Genomic DNA, 17818 nt, shown 5'->3' with positions numbered 1-17818 from the left:
GCAGCCCGCTTCATTCTGTACTTTTATTCAGCACCCGAACGAAGCATGCTGTCTCAGCCCAGGATGCCGGCGCCCATCGTCGCCTTGAGATCACCCATGAGGTTGCTGGAGCGCTCCACACGCAAATGCTCACCAAGGACCATCATGGTGGACTCTTCGCCGTCGACAAGCGTGAGGTACACATCCGACTCGCCCTTGTTGTTGACCAGGACCTGCTTGAGGCGCGCAATGTTGTCCATCGTGCACTGATCCGTGCGCATGGTCAGGCGCAGCGGCAGGCCGGCACCGTTGCCGGGACCAAGATCGGGGATGCGGATATCGGAGCAGAACAGGGACATGCGCTCATCGCGGATCTTCACCTGCACCTTGGCCAGGATGATGTTATCTTCCGCGATCTGCGCGGCCACCAACGAATACACCTGGTTAAACACGAGGATGTCTACCTGTGCACCGTTGTGGTCCTCCATGCTGACGATGGCCCAGGGCGAGCCATCACGCTTGGAAAAGCGCCTGTCAACGCCCGAGATAATGCCGCCAATCACCAGCTCTTGGCCATTGCCCACCTCACCGTTGAGGATCTTCGTAATCGGGGTATCGGTCTGCGCGTTGAGGGCTTCTTCGAATCCGTCGAGCGGGTGGCCGGAGACATACAGGCCCAGCATTTCCCTCTCCAGGGCCAGCTCGTGCTTGCGGTCCCAGTTCTCGTCCGGAATATCGATGGCGAAGGCGGAAGCGGACTCGCCTTGCCCTTCCTCCCCACCAAAGCCGGCGAAGAGATCGAATTGACCCTTGTCGGCTGCCTTCTTCGTCGTCTGCACCGAATCCACGGCATCTTCGTGGATGAGCATGAGTCCCTTGCGCGGATGCCCCAAAGAATCGAAGGCACCGGCCTTGATCAGGGATTCGGTGACGCGCTTCGAACAGGCCGCCAGCTCGATTTTGTCCAGGTAGTCGGAGAAGGACGCATAGGCGCCTTTCTCCCGCCTAGTCTTCACGATGGAATCCACCACGTCCCCACCAACGTTGCGGATAGCGCCCATGCCGAAGCGGATATCATCGCCCACGGCCTGGAAAGTCTCCACCGATTCATTGACATCCGGGGAGAGCACGCGGATGCCCAGGTGGCGGCAGTCGGCCAGGTAGATGGCGGACTTATCCTTTTTGTCACCCACCGAGGTCAACAGCGCAGCCATGTACTCCGGCGCATAGTAGGCCTTGAGATAGGCCGTCCAGAAGGACACCAAGCCGTAGCCTGCGGCGTGGGACTTGTTAAACGCGTAGGAGGCGAAGGGCTCGATGGTGCCCCACAGAGCGTCCATCGCTTCCTTGGAGTAGCCGTTGTCCTTCATGCCGCCCCAGAACTTGTCGTACTGTTGCGCCAAGACTTCGGGCTTCTTCTTACCCATGGCCTTACGGAAGCCGTCTGCCTCGCCGGCGGTGTAGTTTGCCACCTTCTGCGAGATACGCATGATCTGCTCCTGGTACACGATGAGACCGTACGTCTCATCGAGGATTTCCTTGAGCGGCTCCTCCAGCTCGGGGTGGATCGGAGTGATTTCCTTGCGCCCATTCTTGCGGTCCGCGTAATCCCAGTGCGCGTTCACGCCCATCGGGCCCGGGCGGTAGAGCGCCAGCGAGGCCACGATGTCCTTAAAACCAGTCGGTTTCATGCGCTTGAGCAGCTCCTGCATGCCGCCCGAGTCCAGCTGGAACACGCCCAGGGTATCGCCGCGCGAGAGCAGGTCATAGACCTTCGAGGCTTTCGGGTCGTCGGCGTGAAGGTCTTCGAGGTGGACTTCCTCGCCACGGTTTTTCTTGATGTTCTCCAGGCAGTCACCAATCACGGTGAGGTTGCGCAGGCCCAGGAAGTCCATCTTCAGCAGCCCGATGGCCTCGCAGGCCGGGTAGTCCCAGCCGGTGATGTAGGCGCCGTCGGCTGGGCGCTTCCACATCGGAATGTGGTCCATGAGGCGCACCGAAGCCATAATCACGGCACACGCGTGCACGCCGGCTTGGCGGACCACGCCCTCAAGACCACGGGCGGTCTCGTAGATCTTCTTGACGTCCGGGTCGGTCTCAATCATCTGCCGGACCTCGGCCGCCTCCGAATAGCGCTCGTGCTCCGGGTCCATGATGCCGGCGAGCGGGATGTCCTTGGCCATGATGGCCGGTGGCAGAGCGCCGTTAATGCGGTCGGCCATCTGGAAGCCGGGCTGGCCAAAGTGGACCTTCGCGGAGTCCTTAATAGCCTGCTTCGTCTTCACGGTGCCGAAGGTGATCACCTGCGCCACCTTGTCCTCGCCCCACCTCTCGGCGGCGTAGGTAATCATCTCGCCGCGGCGGCGATCATCGAAGTCGATATCGATATCCGGCGCGGAGGGGCGCTCCGGGTTCAAGAATCGCTCGAAGAGGAGATCGTGCTCGATGGGGTCAATGTTGGTAATCGTCAGCGCGTAGGCCACGAGTGCACCGGCCGCCGAACCACGTCCCGGACCAACGCGAATGCCGATGGACCGCGCGTGCTTGATGAGCTCGGCCACGATGAGGAAGTAGGAAGGGTAGCCCTTCATATCGATGACGCTGATCTCGTATTCAGCACGGTCGATGTACTCCTGCGGAACATCTCCACCGGGGAAGCGATCCTTGAGTCCTTCCATAACCTCATGGGTCAGCCAGGAGGTTGGGGTGTGGCCTTCGGGGACGTCGGCAATCGGCATGCGGTCGTGGGTATGTTCCTCCCAGATCTTGCCGTAGTCTTGCACGCGCTCCGCAATCCACAGAGTATTATCGCAAGCCTCCGGCACCATATGATCCCACAGCTCACGCATCTGGGCGGCAGATTTGATGTAATAGCCGGTGCCGTCGAACTTGAAGCGGTCCGGATCCATAAAGGTCTTGCCGGTTTGCACACAGAGCATCGCCTCGTGCGCGGGGGCTTGGGTTTCCAGCACGTAGTGGCAGTCATTGGTCACCAGCGGCGGCAGGTCCAGCTTGCGGCCGATCTCCAACAGGCCATCGCGCGTGCGCTTCTCGATGTCCAGCCCATGGTCCATGAGCTCCAAGAAGAAGTTGTCCTTGCCATAGATGTCTTGCCACATAGCGGCCGCCTCTAGCGCCTCATTGAACTGGCCCAGGCGCAGGCGGGTCTGCACGTCACCCGACGGGCAGCCGGTGGTGGCGATGATGCCCTCGGCGTGCTCGGCAATCAGCTCCGCGTCCATGCGCGGCCACTTGCCCAATTGGCCTTCATAGGAGGCCAGGGAGGACAGCGTGAACAGATTGCGCAGGCCGGTCTCATTTTCCGCCAGCATGGTCTGGTGCAGGTAGGCACCGGAAGCGGAGACGTCATCGCGCTTCTGATCCGGGGTTCCCCACAGCACGCGCTTCTTGTTGAAGCGTGACTCGGGCGCGAGATAGGCCTCGATGCCGATGATGGGCTTCACCCCGGCGCTCGTCATCCTTTGGTAGAAGGCGTTGGAGCCATACATGTTGCCGTGGTCTGTCATGCCGACGGCAGGCATTCCTTGGCGAACCACCTCATCCGCCAACATATCCACCTTGGCCATGCCATCCAGCATGGAGAACTCGGTGTGGTTGTGCAGGTGGACGAAGGAGGAGTTTTTGGCCATGCGGCTCATCTTAGCGGGGACGTCAAACTTCGCTCGTACGTCCTCGTTAAGGTACATTTTCTTAAATGTTCTACACCATTGCTGCCTATCTCATGTGGGGTTTCTTCCCGGCGTTTTTCCCGCTGCTGCGCCCCGCCAGCCCTTTCGAGATCTTGGCCCACCGCATCGTGTGGACCGCGGTTCTTGTCACCGCAATGCTCTTGGTAACCGGCGGCTGGCGCGAGTTACGCGCGTTCAGCTTGCGCACCTGGGGGTGGATGCTCGCCTGCGGCGTGGCCATCACCATCAACTGGGGAACCTACGTCATCGCCATCAACAGCGACCACGTGGCCGATGCCGCACTTGGCTACTTCATCAACCCGCTCGTCTCCGTGGCCCTAGGAATCATCTTCCTCAAGGAAAAGCTGACGAAGGCGCAGGTGGCGTCGGTCAGCATCGCCTTCATCGCCGTGTTGTGGCTAACCTTCATGACCGGTCAGGCCCCCTACTACTCACTGGCCCTAGCCTTCAGCTTCGGTATCTACGGCCTGCTTAAAAAGCGCATCACGGTCTCCTCCATGGGGTCGGTCGCCGCGGAAACGATTGTCATGCTCCCCTTCGCGCTCATCTATCTGGGCTACCTGCAGGCACAGGGCGAATCCACCTTCACTACCGAAGGCCCCGGGCACATCGCGCTGCTGATTACCTCCGGCCTCGTCACCGCCCTACCGCTGCTGTGTTTCGCGCAGGGTGCTAAGCACCTGCGCCTGTCTACCCTCGGCATGCTGCAGTACATGACCCCCATCATGCAGATGCTGTGGGCGCTGTTCGTGACCCAGGAGCACATGTCCACCGAACGCTGGATTGGCTTTGCCATCATCTGGGTTGCGGTGATCATCTACCTTGCAGACTTGGTGCGCATGGGCCGCGCTTCTCGACGCCGCGCCCGCCTCCACCCCGCCGACGCATCACGCGCCACCGCAGAGGGCTAGCGGCGCTTCAGCTCCTCGCGCGCTTGCTTAGCCTGGGCGCGCCGGGCGGATTCCTCGCGCGCGTTCAGCGCCCACCGCGGCATGAGGACGGCCATGGCGATGCAGTAGATGGCCACCACGATGAGAATGCCGAGGGCGAGCTTGTCCGCACCCCAGATCCCTTGCGCGATGGCAGCCCCAGAGGCGATGAAAGCGCCCGCCCACATCAAGAGGTAAGCAAAGCGGTAGTTCGGCGGCCACGTAGAGGTGTTCGGAAACAAGCGCATGTCTTCTCCTTGACTGTTTTAGCGGTTCTCGTTCTGTCCGACGTTAGCGGGCGGGCGCACGCCGAAGGATCCCCAGGCGGCATCGTCGGGGGCAACCTCCACGGTATCGACCCGCGGGTCGGAGGCGAGTGCGCGCAGTTGGGTGCCCGCAGAATAGACCACCACCGCATCAACGTGCGTGGGGACTTCCTCGCCCATGCCATTGGCTTGCGCAGCCACGCGGGCGAACACCGCCTCGATGACGTCGGCGCGCTCGGCCCCTGCGACGGGTTCGGGAACAGCGATGGGGGCAGCCAAGCCGATCACGATGGCATCCATGCGCTGGATTGGTTGCAGGGCCTCAGAGACGTCGTGTGGACTCAGCGGCTTATTAAAACCCACCAGCGCATAGGCTGGCTTATCCGCCTGCGCCAGCGAGGCCTCCGCGCGCTCGCGGTATTCGGCGGCAGTCTCGGTTCCATCCGGGCCCAGCTGGTCTCCCTGCAACGCCGAGCGAGGCTGCGTGCCAAGCAGACCGAAAAGGACAATCACCACCAGCGCCAACACGGCCAGCAGCACCAGTGCCGCGGCACGGCGGCGCCGATAGATGCGCTGGCGCGTGCTCCGCTGCGGGCTCATCCGCGCAATACCTCCACGGCGTGCTTGAGATCGTCCGGGTAGGGTGCGGTGCATTCGAACCACTTGCCGGTGCCCGGGTGAGTAAAACCGAGCTCGACCGCGTGCAACCACTGGCGGTTAAGGCCCACGCGTTTCGCCAGGTTCGGGTCGCAACCATACATCGGGTCGCCCACGCAGGGATGCCCAGTAGCAGACATGTGCACGCGGATCTGGTGGGTGCGGCCGGTCTCCAGGTGGACTTCAAGGAGGCTGGCCTCGCGGAAGGCCTCGAGCAGCGTGTAGTGCGTCACCGCCGGCTTGCCGTCATCAATGACCCCAAACTTCCAGCCCGCGGAAGGATGACGCCCGATAGGCGCATCAATGGTGCCGACGATGGGATCGGGCAGGCCCTGGACCACGGCGTGATAGGTCTTTTTCACGGTGCGCTCGCGGAAGGCGTTCTTGAGCTGCGAGTAGGCCCGCTCACTAGCGGCGACCACCATGACGCCTGAGGTACCCACGTCGAGGCGGTGGACGATGCCCTTGCGTTCGGTAGGTCCGGCGTCGGCAAGCGTATAGCCCGCCGCCCGCAGCCCGCCGATGACGGTGGGCCCATCCCAGCCCAAAGTCGGGTGCGCGGCCACCCCCACGGGCTTGAACACGCAGATGACATCCTCGTCCGCGTAGAGGACATCCATGCCCTCCACCAGCTCTTCCTTAGGGATGAGCGGCTCCTCGGGCGCTGGCATCATGACGTCGATCCAGCCACCGGCGTTTAAGCGCTCGGACTTGCCCACGGCCGCACCGTCGATTTCCACATCACCCGCCGTGCACAGCTGGGCCACGCGGGCGCGGGAAATGCCCAGGAGCTTGGCCAAGGCGGCATCCACGCGCATGCCATCGAGACCTTCGGGCACCGGCAACCTACGGCTTTCGCGCATTACTCTCCCCCGTTTCCTTTTCTTCAGCTTTCTCGTGCATCTCCGCCCAAAACATCGCAATGATGAAGACCACGACTCCACAGGTAATGGCCGCATCCGCGATATTGAAAACAGCGAAGCTACCCACGGAGATGTAATCCACCACGTGGCCGAACCAAAACCCTGGCTCGCGCACGAGGCGGTCGATGAGGTTGCCCAGAGCACCGCCGGCGATCATCGCCAGCCCGATGGCCTGCCACTTGTCATGAATGCGCGGGGCGGCGATTGCTACACCAACAACGAAGGCGAGTTGGATAGTGGTAAACAGCCACGTCGAGCCTTCCCCTCCCATGGAGAAGGCGGCGCCGGGGTTAAAGAGAAGGTAGAAGCGGAACCAGTCACCGATTACCGGTAGGGCTTCGCCTTCCGTGAGGATGGACAGCATCAGTGCCTTCACGGCTTGGTCGACGGCGGCCACACCGAGCACCACCGCAACCATCACTCCGATATAACTCCTTACTTTCACTCGTTCCATTCTAAACAGGCTCATCCGGTAATTTGGAATGCGTGTTTCGTGTGAGAGCTCTAGCAGTCCTGTCCGCCACCGTCTTGGGAGTCAGCGGCGCGCTCGCCGGCTGTTCCTATTCCCAGCCGGCCAAGCCAGTAGAGGAGCCAGTGGGCTTAGCCCTCGATGCCCCGCGCGTCACCCTCCTAGAACCCGGTGACGACGCAAGCCGCGTTGTGGCTTATAAGGATCTCGATGCCACTCAGGAGCTGACCTATGAGGTCGCCACGGGTTTTGACCAGCAATTACGCAAGGACGGCAGCTCGGCTCCTGCACCAGCGTCCAAGGACAAGGTCACCCTTCCGCTACAGGCCTCGGTGGAGGCTGCCACCGAGAATGTTGAGGGCCAGTTGCCGGCCAGCCGCAACGCCTTCGTTACCGTGGGCAAACCTGAGGCTGACGGCGCGGACGTCTCCTCCGCCGAGGGTTTCCAGTTTGGGTGGCGCGGCACGGATAGCGGGCAAATGAACTCGCTGCGCCTTGCCGCTCCGCAGGCCGCAACCGACGAGGCCCGCAGCACTGTGGAGCGCGCCATCACCAGCCTGACCTCGCTCCCCATCGTCTTCCCGGATGAGGAAATTGGCTCCGGCGCTCAGTGGGTCGTGGAATCGCGCGTTACCGGCGAGTCCACACTGCTGCAAACCACGACCTATACCTTGGACAAGCTCGACGGGGATATCGCCACGCTCAACGTCGAGGTTGAGCAGCGGCCGTCCCTGGGCGCGCTCTCCTTCGACGGCGCTGACGCCCCCGAGGAGCTGCGGGGCAAAGAGCTCAAGGTCATGGACACCACGTCGACGTCGAAGGGCACGGTCACCGTTGATCTGACCAAACCACTTCCCACAGCCGGCGATGTCTCCGTGACTACTGCCATTTCTTATGGTGCGGACAGCTCCGATCTTCGCGTGGTGCAAACCAGCGCCACCGATATGACGTTCACCACCGACTAGTCCGCTGCGCGCCGCGCCTGCCCCGCATCAGGCAACCGCGCGCCGACCTTCGGACAGCGCAGCGCCCGCCACCCACCGGCTCTCAATCCAGTGTGGTGGCGGGCGGTGAAGCTTGAATCCCAGTCTTACTGAGCCGGGGCGTCGGCTGGGGCCTCAGCGCCTTCTGCCGGGGCGTCGGCAGGAGCTTCGGCGCCTTCAGCGGGGGCGTCGGCAGGCGCCTCTGCGCCTTCCGGTACGGAATCAGCACACATCTCCGGCACCTCTTCCGGCGGGACGATGTTGGTGACCAGGACACAGGCCCACGTCTTGGACAGCTTCCACGTGCCGCCCTCGTTGATGAACTCCACCTGGTCAGCGGTCTGCTGCTGGCCGTCCGGGGTATTGATGTGGACGGTGGCCAGCGCGGAATCCGGCACGAGGCCCGGAATGACCGGGGCAACAACCTCGAAGGTGGCACCGGACTCGGCCTGAGACTGCGACATGACGTCGAAAAGCTCCGGCGCCGTCTCACTGCCCTGGACCAGCTGGACCTTCTCTTCCTGCGGAAGGTTCGGGTCGGCGGCCTTGGTCAGGATCTCATTGAGCTGCTCCACGGTAGGCATCTCGGTGGAGGCCACCTGCGATGCGGAGGTTTCGCCCGAAGGCTTAGCGGCGGTGCTGTTCTCGGTGTCTGCATCCTCGGAAGACGAGCAGGCAGCCAGGGCAGTCGCGGCGCCCAGGGCCACAACGGCGGCGCTCAGCTTGAAGGATTTCACAAATACTCCTCACGTAGGGGATCGTGGTTTATCCCTTTTACTTTAGCGTCCACGACCGCCGCCCTGGGGTTCCCGCGCAGGTGCGTTCCTGTAGTAGCCTGCTGTCATGACTTTCGCCCTCATCGCCACCGGTGGCACCATCGCCTGCACGACGGTCCGTGACGGATCCCTGGTCCCCACCGTCAGTGGGCAACAGCTAGCCCAATTCCTCGACGCTGAAGTCGGAACACACGACATTGAGGTGGTGGAATTCCGCGCGCTGGATTCCAGCTCGATTACTTTGGCAGACCTCGATGAGCTACTGCTGTGTGTGCGCCAGCACCTTGCGCGCCCAGAGATTGATGGCGTCCTCATCACGCACGGCACCGATTCCATGGAGGAAACCGCGCTGGCGTTATCCCTCTTCGACCTCGGCGAGGGGCCCATCGTGCTCACTGGTGCGCAGCGCGCCTTCGACCACCCGGCTGGTGATGGCCCGCGCAACCTGCGCGATTCCTATGAGCTCCTGTGTTCCGGAAAGGCCGGCGTGTGGGTGCAATTCGGCGGCAAGACCATTCCCGGACGCGGCGCGCGCAAGTGGCATACTTCGCAGCTCAACGGCTTTGAGGAGCTACCGGTGGGTGACTCCGCTCTGGCGCCGTTGCCGCTCTCCCCCATGGCGCAACACCCCGTTGAAATCATCGCCGCCTACCCGGGTGCCGGCGCCGCGCTTGTCGACGCCTCCCTCAACCACGCCCATGGCCTCGTCATCGAAGCCATGGGCTCGGGGAACATGGGTGAAGAGATGGGCGCCGGGGTTGCCCGCGCGCTGCAAGCGGGTGTGCCCGTGGTGATTAGCACCCGCACGCCCTACGGAGCTACCAAGCTGGCCTATGGCGGCGCAGGTGGCGGTGCCACCTTGGGCGAGATGGGCGCGGTGGCCTCCGGCGGATTCCGAGCCGGCCAAGCCCGCATTATGCTCGCCGCGGCACTCGCTACCGACACACCGGTGGCAGAGATGTTTAGCACTGCCCCCTCCGCCACTGCTTATACCGCGGGCTAGCTATCCTCGCGTGGCGGTTCCTCCCCAGCGGTGTCAGTCACAGGGTCATCGGCCTCGGTGGCGTCGCCTGGCAGCGCCCCCTCCCATGCCAGTGAGTCCAATGGATCGGCCGGGTGGAGATCTTCATCCTCAGCCGCGAAAGAGCGCACAAACCCCGGGCCCGTAGCGCGGGTTTCAAAGCGCACGCTGACCACCCCATGTCCCGCTCCTTGAATCCAACCGTGGCCAAACTCAGGGTGAAAAACGTCCTGGGTGGCGCGCCACCTAGGACGAAGCGATTCTTCGGAGGCCGCCGTGGGGGGAACGTCCGTCGGGGCGGACGATGTTCCTGGAAGGTAATCGCTGACGCCGGTCTCATAGTCCGTGTCGGGTTGTTTGCGCACGACCTCCCGGTCGAGCTCAGGAAACAGCACGTCCTGGCGGGCTTCTTCCAAGCCCGAGTAGCTCACCCCCACCAGCCTGATGGGCCCGAGCTCCTCCGGGTAGCGCGCCAGGCTTAGCGCCTTGGCCTCGAGAACCTTCAGATCGTCGGTCGCGTACGGCAAGGTGGCCGAGCGGGATTCGATGTGGAAATCCGCCATCCGCAGCTTCACCGTCACCGTGCGCGCGCCGCGGCCGTCCTTGAGCAGGCGGGAATGCGCGCCCTGCGCCGCGCGGATTAGTGCCGCATCCACCTCCGCCGCCGTGCGAAGGTCCGTGGGGTAGGTGAACTCGGTGGAGATTTGTTTGGCAATCGCGCGCGGGGCAACCGGACGCTCATCAATCCCTTGGGCGAGCTTCCACAGCTGCACGCCCACCACGTTGCCCAGTGAGATCTCGACTTCCTTGCGGCTCATCGCCGCCAGCTGTCCGATAGTCTCCACGCCAATGGCTGCGAGCTTCTGCTGGGTGACTGGGCCCGCTCCCCAGAGCTTGCCCACCGGCAGCGGGTGGATGAGCTCATCGAAGCGCTCCTGGGGCACGATGAAAGTCCCGTCCGGTTTGGCCTCCCCTGACGCAATCTTCGCGCTTTGCTTGCCTGCACCGGCGCCGATGGAGCTGGGAAGGCCCGTCTCGGCTCGAATCACTCGGCGCAAATTCTCCGACCACTCACGGACTTCGGCGGGCGTGGCTCCGACGAGTGCGGCCGGTTCCATGAAGGCCTCGTCGATGGAGAGCTGTTCGATGACCCCCGCATGCTGCGCAATAATTCCAAATACCCGGCGCGAGGCCGCCACATACACCGCCCGGCGCGGCTGCACCACCACAGCTTTATAACCCACGAGCTGCTGCGCGCGGAACATGGGCATAGCGGAATGAGCTCCATATGCGCGGGCCTCATAGGAAGCACCGGCGACGACGCCGCGTCCGCTCGTTCCACCCACCAACACAGGCCGGCCGCGCAAGGTAGGGCGGGTGAGCTGCTCCACCGACGCAAAGAACGCGTCCATGTCGATGTGAAGAACCCAGCGCTGCATGTGCTCCAGTTTAAACACCGCATGTCCGTCACCCATTATTCATGTTTCTTTACCACCTTCGTAACTTCAACGCCCCCATCCGCTTACTTTATCGCCCTAACCTTTTCCGCCGTGACTTCTCAACTCTCGCCCCAACCACCTGCCTCCCAGGCCCACGTGGTCGTTACCGGCATTAAGCGCGAGTTCGCGGACAACACTGGTCTCCATGCCACTGATCTCGTCATTAACACCGGCGAGTTCATCTCCATTCTCGGCCCCTCCGGTTGCGGTAAGTCCACGCTTCTGCGCTGCATCGCAGGCCTCGAAACCCCCGATGCTGGCACCATCACCTTCTCCGATAAAGAAGTGTTCGGCCCACACACGAACGTTCCCGTTAATAAGCGCAACCTGTCCATGGTGTTTCAAGATCTGGCGCTGTGGCCGCACATGACTGTGGAGAAGAACATCGAGTTTCCCCTCACCACCGCGGGTAACAAGTTGTCTTCTGTGGAACGCACAGAACGTGTGCGCGCGTGCATGGACATGGTCGGAATTACCCCGAAGGCACAAGCTCGCCCTAATCAACTCTCCGGTGGCCAGCAGCAGCGCGTAGCCATCGCCCGCGCGCTTGTGTCCAACCCGCAGTTGCTCCTAATGGATGAGCCACTCTCTGCGCTCGATGCTGCCCTGCGTGTTCAGATACGTGCCGAGCTCACTGCCTTGGTCCACGACTTAGGACTCACGGTCATCTACGTCACCCACGATCAATCCGAGGCTCTGTCCATGTCGGACCGCGTCGTCGTCATGAAGGACGGCGTCATCGAACAGTTCGCCGATCCTGTCACCCTCTACGACTCCCCTGCCACCCCCTTCGTCGGTGGCTTCGTGGGTACTATGAACCGCCGCGCTGGGCTTCCCGACGTCCGCCCGGAAAACCTCACCGTCCTTGACGCGGAGGAAGACATCGGGTCTTTCCCGCACCACGTGGACGGAATCGTCCGCACCGCTCAGTACATCGGCGGACGCTACGAGCTGCACTGCGATGTCGAAGGCGCTGACGAGCCTTGGGTGGCTTACAGCCGCTCTCGAGTCGATCGTGGTTCGACGGTACGTCTTGCGTACTAGTCACATCCGTTTTCTACTTTAAGGATTCTCCATGCTGTATAAGAAACTTTCTCTCGCCCTCGCTGCCGCCGCTGCTTCTGCCCTGGCTCTGACTGGCTGCGGTTCTGTTGATTCCGCTGACTCCACCGACGCATCCTCCGCCGACAACACCGGTGCTGAAACCAGCGCCGAGGCCTGGGAAGCCCCGGAGGGACTGTCCGGCGAGCTGGACTACTACTCCGCGAACCCGCAGGGCCTTACCGACGCCCTCGTCGAAGCCTTCGAGGAAAAGACCGATGTCAAGGTCAACGTCTTCGCCGACACCACCGGCAAGATCACCGCCAAGCTCAAGGCGGAAGAGGCTAACCCGCAGGCAGACGTGGTCTACTTGGCTTCTTGGTCCGCTGCTTCCAAGCAGGACAAGGCCGGCGCTCTGGCGGAGTACACCCCGGAAGGTGCTGACAAGATCACTTCCAGCTGGGTATCCAAGAACGGCACATTCACCGGCCGCGATGGCTCCGCCTTGGCACTGGTGACCAACACCAACGTGGTGGACTCCGCTCCTCAGGACTGGGAGGACCTCGCTGACGAAAAATACAAGGATCAGGTCATTATGCCGGATCCGCGCGAGTCCGGCACCGCCGCTGACCTCATTGCCGCCATGGTGGATCAGTGGGGCGAGGACAAGACCTGGGAGCTCTTTGACAAACTCTTCGACAACGGCATGATTGTCCAGGGCGCTAACGGTCCGGCCCTGGACCAGGTCACCTCCGGTTCTCGAGGCATCGTCATGGGTGGTGTGGACTACTCCGCATACTCCGCTCAGGCCAAGGGAGAGCCGCTTGAGGTTGTTATCCCCTCCTCCGGCACTACCGTCACCCCGCGACCGGTCATGATCCTCAAGACCACCGACAACAAGGACGCTGCCGAAGCTTTTGTCGACTTCATGTTCTCCGATGAAGCACAGGAGATTTCTGCTTCCAAGAACATGATCCCGGCCAACACCGAGATCACCCCGAAGAACGGCCCGAAGCTGGAGGAGATTGAAACCCTCAACGAGGATCTCGATGGCATCGCCTCCTCCTCCAAGGACATCAAGGAAAAGTTCGCTGAGCGCTACCTGAAGTAGCCTCTACTATCTCACCACGGAGCAACCCCACCTTATGAGCACCACCACCCGCAGCCCTCAGCGCACTCTCGGCATTTATGCAGTACTCTTCGTGCTGCTCGTGCTTGTCGCTGCGCCGTTGGCATCGGTGCTCATCAGCGCTGTGGTGGGGTACCGCGATGAGCCTTCTTCTCTCCACAAGATTGTGGAGCCGGGCATGGGAGAGGTGCTACTCAATACGGTCGTCCTCTCCCTCCTCGTGGTGGTCTTTTCTACTCTGTTCGCCGCCCCGCTAGCTTTCCTGCGCGCGTGGACGTCTTTTTCTAAGGCGAACTGGATAGAAATCGCCATCATGATTCCTTTCATGACCCCGCCTTTTGCCGCAGCAATGGCGTGGATGGATTTCACCCGCCGCGGTGGAGTCTCCGAATTGCTCTTCGGGCATACCGTCGGCAAGCTCGCGCATGACGCCATTTACTCGGTTCCTGGCATGGCTTTCATCATGGCGTGCGAGCTCTTCCCCTTCCTCTATCTCATCCTGCGCAACTGTCTGACCTCAATTCCTGCATCCTCTCTGGAAATGGCTCAAGTCGCAGGCGCCAGCCGGTGGCAACAGATTAGTCGCATCATCCTCCCCACCGTCGTGGGCCCCTATTCACTGGGCGCACTGATCATTTTCATCAAGGCTGCCGGCGAGTTCGGCACCCCAGTTACCTTGGGAAACGCCATCGGTTTCACGGTCCTCGTCTCCTCCATCTACCAAGACGTCACCATCGACCCGTTGAGTTTCTCCGATGCAGCAGCCTCCTCATCGGTGTTGTTTGCACTTGGTGTGGGCGCATGGGCATTCCAGCAATGGGTCTCGCGGCGCGACCTTACCGGTGGTGGACGAGTATCCCGCCAAGTCTCGCTCCGCATCGGCACCGCAGGCAAGGTCCTTGGCAGCTTAGTTGCTTTCCTCATCATCGCCTGCTCGGTGCTCATCCCGTATATTTCCATCACCCTGGCAGCCATGACCATTCTGCGATCCGCGCCCCCAACGCCTCAAAACCTCACCTTCGACTATTTCGCCATCGTCCTGCAGATGCCTTCCGCTCAAGAAGCTTTGCTGCGTTCCATCGCCCTCGGTGCAATTGGCGCCACAACGGCGGTCATCCTCGGCATCGCGGTCACCTTGCTCACCCAGCGAACCAGGCAGATCAGCGCCCGTGTTGTCGACTTCCTTGCTGTAGCACCGGATACCGTCCCCGGAATCGTTCTCGCCATTGGCTTCATTCTCCTATGGAACGCTCCCTGGCTGCCATGGACACCTTATGGCTCCATGATCATCCTCGTCATGGCTTTTACTGTTCTCTTCCTGCCGATGGCGGTGCAGAACATCAAGACCTCCGCTGGCGCGGTTTCCCCTTCGGTCTACGAGGCAGCCGCCGTGTCCGGCGCCTCCGCCTCCCACACGTTGCGCAGCATCACCTTGCCGCTGCTTGCCCCGGGTATCTTTGCCGGTTGGCTGCTGGCGTTCTTTGTGGGCTTCCGCGAGCTCGTCATGTCCTCCCTGATCCGCCCGAGCCAGCTCAATCTCCTTGCGCCGTGGATCATGAACCAATTTGACCAGGGCCACCGCGCTGAAGCCATGGCTATGACGCTCATCGGTGTAGGAACCTCCACTGTCGTGCTAGTCCTAATCACGTGGTGGCAAGGAAGGAGGGCACGTGGCTAGTATCCTCATTTTCGCGGACCTTCACCTTGGCCGCCCCGACGCGCCAGGCATGGAGTGGGTGCTAAACGTACTGGAGGTCACGACTGCGGATGCATGTATCTGCCTCGGTGACATCATTGACCGCAAAGCCGACGCAGCCACCTACGTACCCCAAGCACAGAAAGTCATGGCTCGCGCATGCGAGCTTTTCAGCGACGTCCATTTCATCTCCGGGAATCACGACGTCCACCACGAACTCAGTTTCTCTTCGCCTGTAACGGTTCATTCCGCCGACGTTCACTCCTTTCACTGCGCCGGCGCTACCGTTGTCACCGCCGCGGTAGCTGCCGATCCCGATCCCCGCACACTCACCTTTCCAACGCGCCAGAGCAACGAGCCGCATCTGGGATTACTGCACTCATCAGTGACCGGTGAATTCTCTAAAGGCATATGCTTGCCCACGACACCCGAACAGCTACAGGCCTGTGGCTTCGACGCATGGATTCTTGGCCACGTCCACACTCCACAAGTGCTTCAGGACAATCCCTTTATCGGTTGGGTCGGTATGGGAGAGGCAGTGCTTTACGACGTCCCCACTTCCTCCCTCACTCGCCTCTAACACGTCTCCTACCTGACCACACGCGCCGCTCAGAGAACTAGCTCTCACTTGCCCACCGCGTGATCAATGTCTCACGAATTGGCGTTTGCGCTAGACCGAAAGCACCGCATGCATGCATCATGTATACATGCAAAAAGACAAGGTACCCGCCGCGGAACGGGCCTACGATCACCTCAAGCGCCGCATCATCGATGACGACATCGATGACTCGGAGATGCTCTCCGAGGCCGCCCTTGCCGCCGAGCTGGGAATGAGTAGAACCCCGGTGCGCGAGGCTTTCCTCCGCTTGGAGGTGGAGGGCTTCTTGAAGCTCTACCCCAAGCGCGGTGCGCTGGTCGTACCGATTAGCCCCCGCGAAATCCGTGAGGTCTACGAGGCGCGCCTCCTCGTGGATGAGAACTCTGCCCGCCATATTTGCGGACTGTCCGCAGAGGAGCGCAGTCTCATCGCCGATGTCCTCGTCGCCACCATCGATGAGCAAAAGGCCGCCCTAGACGCTGGCGATCTGGGCACCTATACCCAGCTGGATGCGAAGTTCCACCAAACCATCATGGACAACGGCGGCAACCGCCTCCTCGCCCACCTCGGCCACACCTTGCGCGAGCGCCAACAGCGCTTTACCGCAACTGCCATCGGCCGCAGCGTCGAGAAGGCACGCGGCTTCGTGGCCCAGCACGCCTTGCTCGCCGACGCCCTCCGCACCGGCGACATCGACACCTACCTGACCGAACTCCATTCCCACCTCAACTCCTCAAGGAAGCAACTGTGACTGTCTCTGCGCATTCGAACCCGCTTGTCGAGGCGCCTACTCCCCAACCCGACGCCCCCACAGACGCCGACACCACCGAAAGCACTGAAAGCGCTGCCTCCCCAGGCTCGCCCAGCCGCTCCGCCGAAGCGCCGCTGCCTAAGCGCGCGTGGTTCCCCGTCGCCGGTGCCATGATCGCGGTTGCTTGGGGCGGAAATGAATTCACCCCGCTGCTGGTGATGTACCGCGAGACCTCGAATTTTTCCCAGGTGACGGTCAACGGGCTCTTAGCCGCCTACGTGGTTGGCATCATCCCCGCACTGCTCATCGGTGGCCCGCTGTCCGATCTGCTCGGCCGCCGCCCACTGCTGCTCCCCGCGGCACCGCTGTCCTTGGTGGGATCTTTCTTGCTCTCCATCGCCCCCAACGAACCACTCATCATCGCGTTGGGACGCGTCTTGTGCGGTATGGCATTAGGCCTAGTCATGGCGGTGGGTTCAACGTGGATTACGGAGCTCATCACGAGCGCCGGCGGCGACCCAGCGTCCGGCGCTCGTAAGGCTTCGTTGTGTTTGACCGCCGGCTTCCTCGTCGGCGCGGGTATCGCTTCGGTGCTGGCCCAGTGGGGGCCATGGCCGACTCACACGGCCTATATCCTCCACATGCTGCTCACGCTGTTGACTGCCGTGTGGATCCTGCATACGCCTGAGACCCGCCAGCCCAGCCGAGGCGATGTCAAGACCACCATCCTGGAGCTCAGGGTGCGTGACATGCTGGAGATGCTCCACATCCCCGCCGCTGCGCACAAGCGTTTCCTGCGTGTCGTCGTGCCTGTGGCCCCCTGGGTCTTTGGCTGCGCGGGAGCGGCCTATGCGCTCCTTCCACAGCTGCTATCCGAATCCGCTGGAAACGCCCCCATCGCTTTCTCCGGCCTGATGACCGTCATCACCCTGGGCTGCGGCGTGGCCGTCCAGATGCTGGGCCGCCTGGTTGATACCCACAAGTCCGCGCGAGCCTCGGCCCTGTCGATGTTCGTCATCACCGTCGGCGCAATCCTCGGAGCGTTTGCCGCTCACTCACTGTCCCTGCCGCTCGGCATCGCGGCCGCCGCCACGATGGGCGCGGGATACGGTTTGGCGCTGGTCGCTGGATTGTCCGAGGTCCAGCGCATCGCGGGCGAGCGAGAGCTCGCCGGCTTGACCGCCGTGTACTACTCCATTTCTTACACTGGCTTCTTCATCCCGATGGCCTTTAGCGCGCTTGCGCCCTACATCGGCTTCACGGCGTTGTTCAGCGTCGGCAGCTTCTTGGCGCTGGTGTGCCTCATCAACGTCATCCTTGCGTGGCGCGCACACCTGCCCGGCACCCGCCGCTAGCGCACACGCCCCGTCATCGCGGCCCCTCCGGGCCGC

At 62.2% G+C, this 17818-nt stretch carries 16 protein-coding genes; 9 read left to right on the top strand and 7 right to left on the bottom strand.

Annotated features, from left to right (window positions below):
• Window positions 1-53: 53 nt before the first annotated feature.
• A complete protein-coding gene (gene dnaE / locus HMPREF2822_RS01225) occupies window positions 54-3629 on the bottom strand; it encodes a DNA polymerase III subunit alpha (RefSeq protein ID WP_070520164.1) in 3576 nt (1191 codons plus the stop codon).
• Between the two features lie 65 nt (window positions 3630-3694).
• Here dnaE and rarD point away from each other — a divergent pair, with 65 nt between their 5' ends.
• Complete coding sequence (gene rarD / locus HMPREF2822_RS01220; RefSeq protein ID WP_070519904.1) at window positions 3695-4600, top strand: EamA family transporter RarD; 906 nt, start codon at window positions 3695-3697, stop codon at window positions 4598-4600.
• Here the strand turns inward: rarD and HMPREF2822_RS01215 are convergent.
• The 4 genes from HMPREF2822_RS01215 to lspA are packed head-to-tail and all read right to left on the bottom strand — an operon-like array spanning window position 4597 to window position 6918.
• Window positions 4597-4866, bottom strand: a complete 270-nt coding sequence (locus HMPREF2822_RS01215; protein WP_070519902.1) for a type II secretion system protein — start codon at window positions 4864-4866, stop codon at window positions 4597-4599. The genes rarD and HMPREF2822_RS01215 overlap by 4 nt on opposite strands.
• A gap of 18 nt (window positions 4867-4884) precedes the next feature.
• On the bottom strand, window positions 4885-5484 hold the full coding sequence (locus tag HMPREF2822_RS01210; protein ID WP_046647987.1) for a hypothetical protein: 600 nt from the start codon (window positions 5482-5484) through the stop codon (window positions 4885-4887).
• Window positions 5481-6404 (bottom strand): RluA family pseudouridine synthase, encoded by a 924-nt coding sequence (locus HMPREF2822_RS01205; protein WP_070519900.1) that lies wholly within the window; start codon window positions 6402-6404, stop codon window positions 5481-5483. Before HMPREF2822_RS01205 ends, HMPREF2822_RS01210 begins: the two co-directional genes overlap by 4 nt.
• Window positions 6388-6918, bottom strand: coding sequence for a signal peptidase II (lspA, locus tag HMPREF2822_RS01200; RefSeq protein ID WP_070519897.1), 531 nt, complete (start codon window positions 6916-6918; stop codon window positions 6388-6390). The genes HMPREF2822_RS01205 and lspA overlap by 17 nt, the downstream gene beginning before the upstream one ends.
• A gap of 32 nt (window positions 6919-6950) precedes the next feature.
• Between lspA and HMPREF2822_RS01195 the strand changes: the two genes are divergently transcribed.
• Window positions 6951-7898, top strand: a complete 948-nt coding sequence (locus tag HMPREF2822_RS01195) for a DUF6263 family protein (RefSeq protein WP_070519895.1) — start codon at window positions 6951-6953, stop codon at window positions 7896-7898.
• A gap of 125 nt (window positions 7899-8023) precedes the next feature.
• Here the strand turns inward: HMPREF2822_RS01195 and HMPREF2822_RS01190 are convergent, their stop codons facing one another.
• On the bottom strand, window positions 8024-8653 hold the full coding sequence (locus HMPREF2822_RS01190) for a WKL family lipoprotein (protein ID WP_070519893.1): 630 nt from the start codon (window positions 8651-8653) through the stop codon (window positions 8024-8026).
• A gap of 106 nt (window positions 8654-8759) precedes the next feature.
• On the opposite strand from HMPREF2822_RS01190, the gene HMPREF2822_RS01185 reads away from it, so the two are divergent.
• Window positions 8760-9695 carry an asparaginase gene (locus HMPREF2822_RS01185; protein ID WP_070519891.1) on the top strand — a complete coding sequence of 312 codons (936 nt, stop codon included), beginning with the start codon at window positions 8760-8762 and terminating at the stop codon, window positions 9693-9695.
• Here the strand turns inward: HMPREF2822_RS01185 and HMPREF2822_RS01180 are convergent.
• Entirely contained in the window at window positions 9692-11152 is a 1461-nt protein-coding gene (locus tag HMPREF2822_RS01180; protein ID WP_070520163.1) for a DNA polymerase IV, read from the bottom strand. The two genes, HMPREF2822_RS01185 and HMPREF2822_RS01180, sit on opposite strands and share 4 nt — an antisense overlap.
• A gap of 111 nt (window positions 11153-11263) precedes the next feature.
• Here HMPREF2822_RS01180 and HMPREF2822_RS01175 point away from each other — a divergent pair, with 111 nt between their 5' ends.
• From HMPREF2822_RS01175 to HMPREF2822_RS01150, 6 genes are all read left to right on the top strand, one after another.
• Window positions 11264-12256, top strand: coding sequence for an ABC transporter ATP-binding protein (locus HMPREF2822_RS01175; protein ID WP_070520157.1), 993 nt, complete (start codon window positions 11264-11266; stop codon window positions 12254-12256).
• Window positions 12257-12287: 31 nt separating this feature from the next.
• The gene (locus tag HMPREF2822_RS01170) at window positions 12288-13364 is read left to right on the top strand and encodes an ABC transporter substrate-binding protein (protein ID WP_070519889.1); all 1077 of its coding nucleotides are present in this window, start codon (window positions 12288-12290) and stop codon (window positions 13362-13364) included.
• 34 nt (window positions 13365-13398) lie between these two features.
• Window positions 13399-15060 (top strand): ABC transporter permease, encoded by a 1662-nt coding sequence (locus HMPREF2822_RS01165; protein ID WP_070512477.1) that lies wholly within the window; start codon window positions 13399-13401, stop codon window positions 15058-15060.
• Window positions 15053-15658 carry a metallophosphoesterase family protein gene (locus HMPREF2822_RS01160; RefSeq protein WP_083299252.1) on the top strand — a complete coding sequence of 202 codons (606 nt, stop codon included), beginning with the start codon at window positions 15053-15055 and terminating at the stop codon, window positions 15656-15658. The genes HMPREF2822_RS01165 and HMPREF2822_RS01160 overlap by 8 nt, the downstream gene beginning before the upstream one ends.
• A 127-nt stretch (window positions 15659-15785) precedes the next feature.
• A complete protein-coding gene (locus tag HMPREF2822_RS01155) occupies window positions 15786-16427 on the top strand; it encodes a GntR family transcriptional regulator (RefSeq protein ID WP_070519886.1) in 642 nt (213 codons plus the stop codon).
• Between the two features lie 170 nt (window positions 16428-16597).
• Entirely contained in the window at window positions 16598-17782 is a 1185-nt protein-coding gene (locus tag HMPREF2822_RS01150) for an MFS transporter (protein WP_232755535.1), read from the top strand.
• Window positions 17783-17818: the final 36 nt, after the last annotated feature.

Source organism: Corynebacterium sp. HMSC062E11 (assembly GCF_001811845.1).
Classification (GTDB): Bacteria; Actinomycetota; Actinomycetes; order Mycobacteriales; family Mycobacteriaceae; genus Corynebacterium; species Corynebacterium hesseae.
This window is presented reverse-complemented; position numbering and strand designations above follow the sequence as displayed.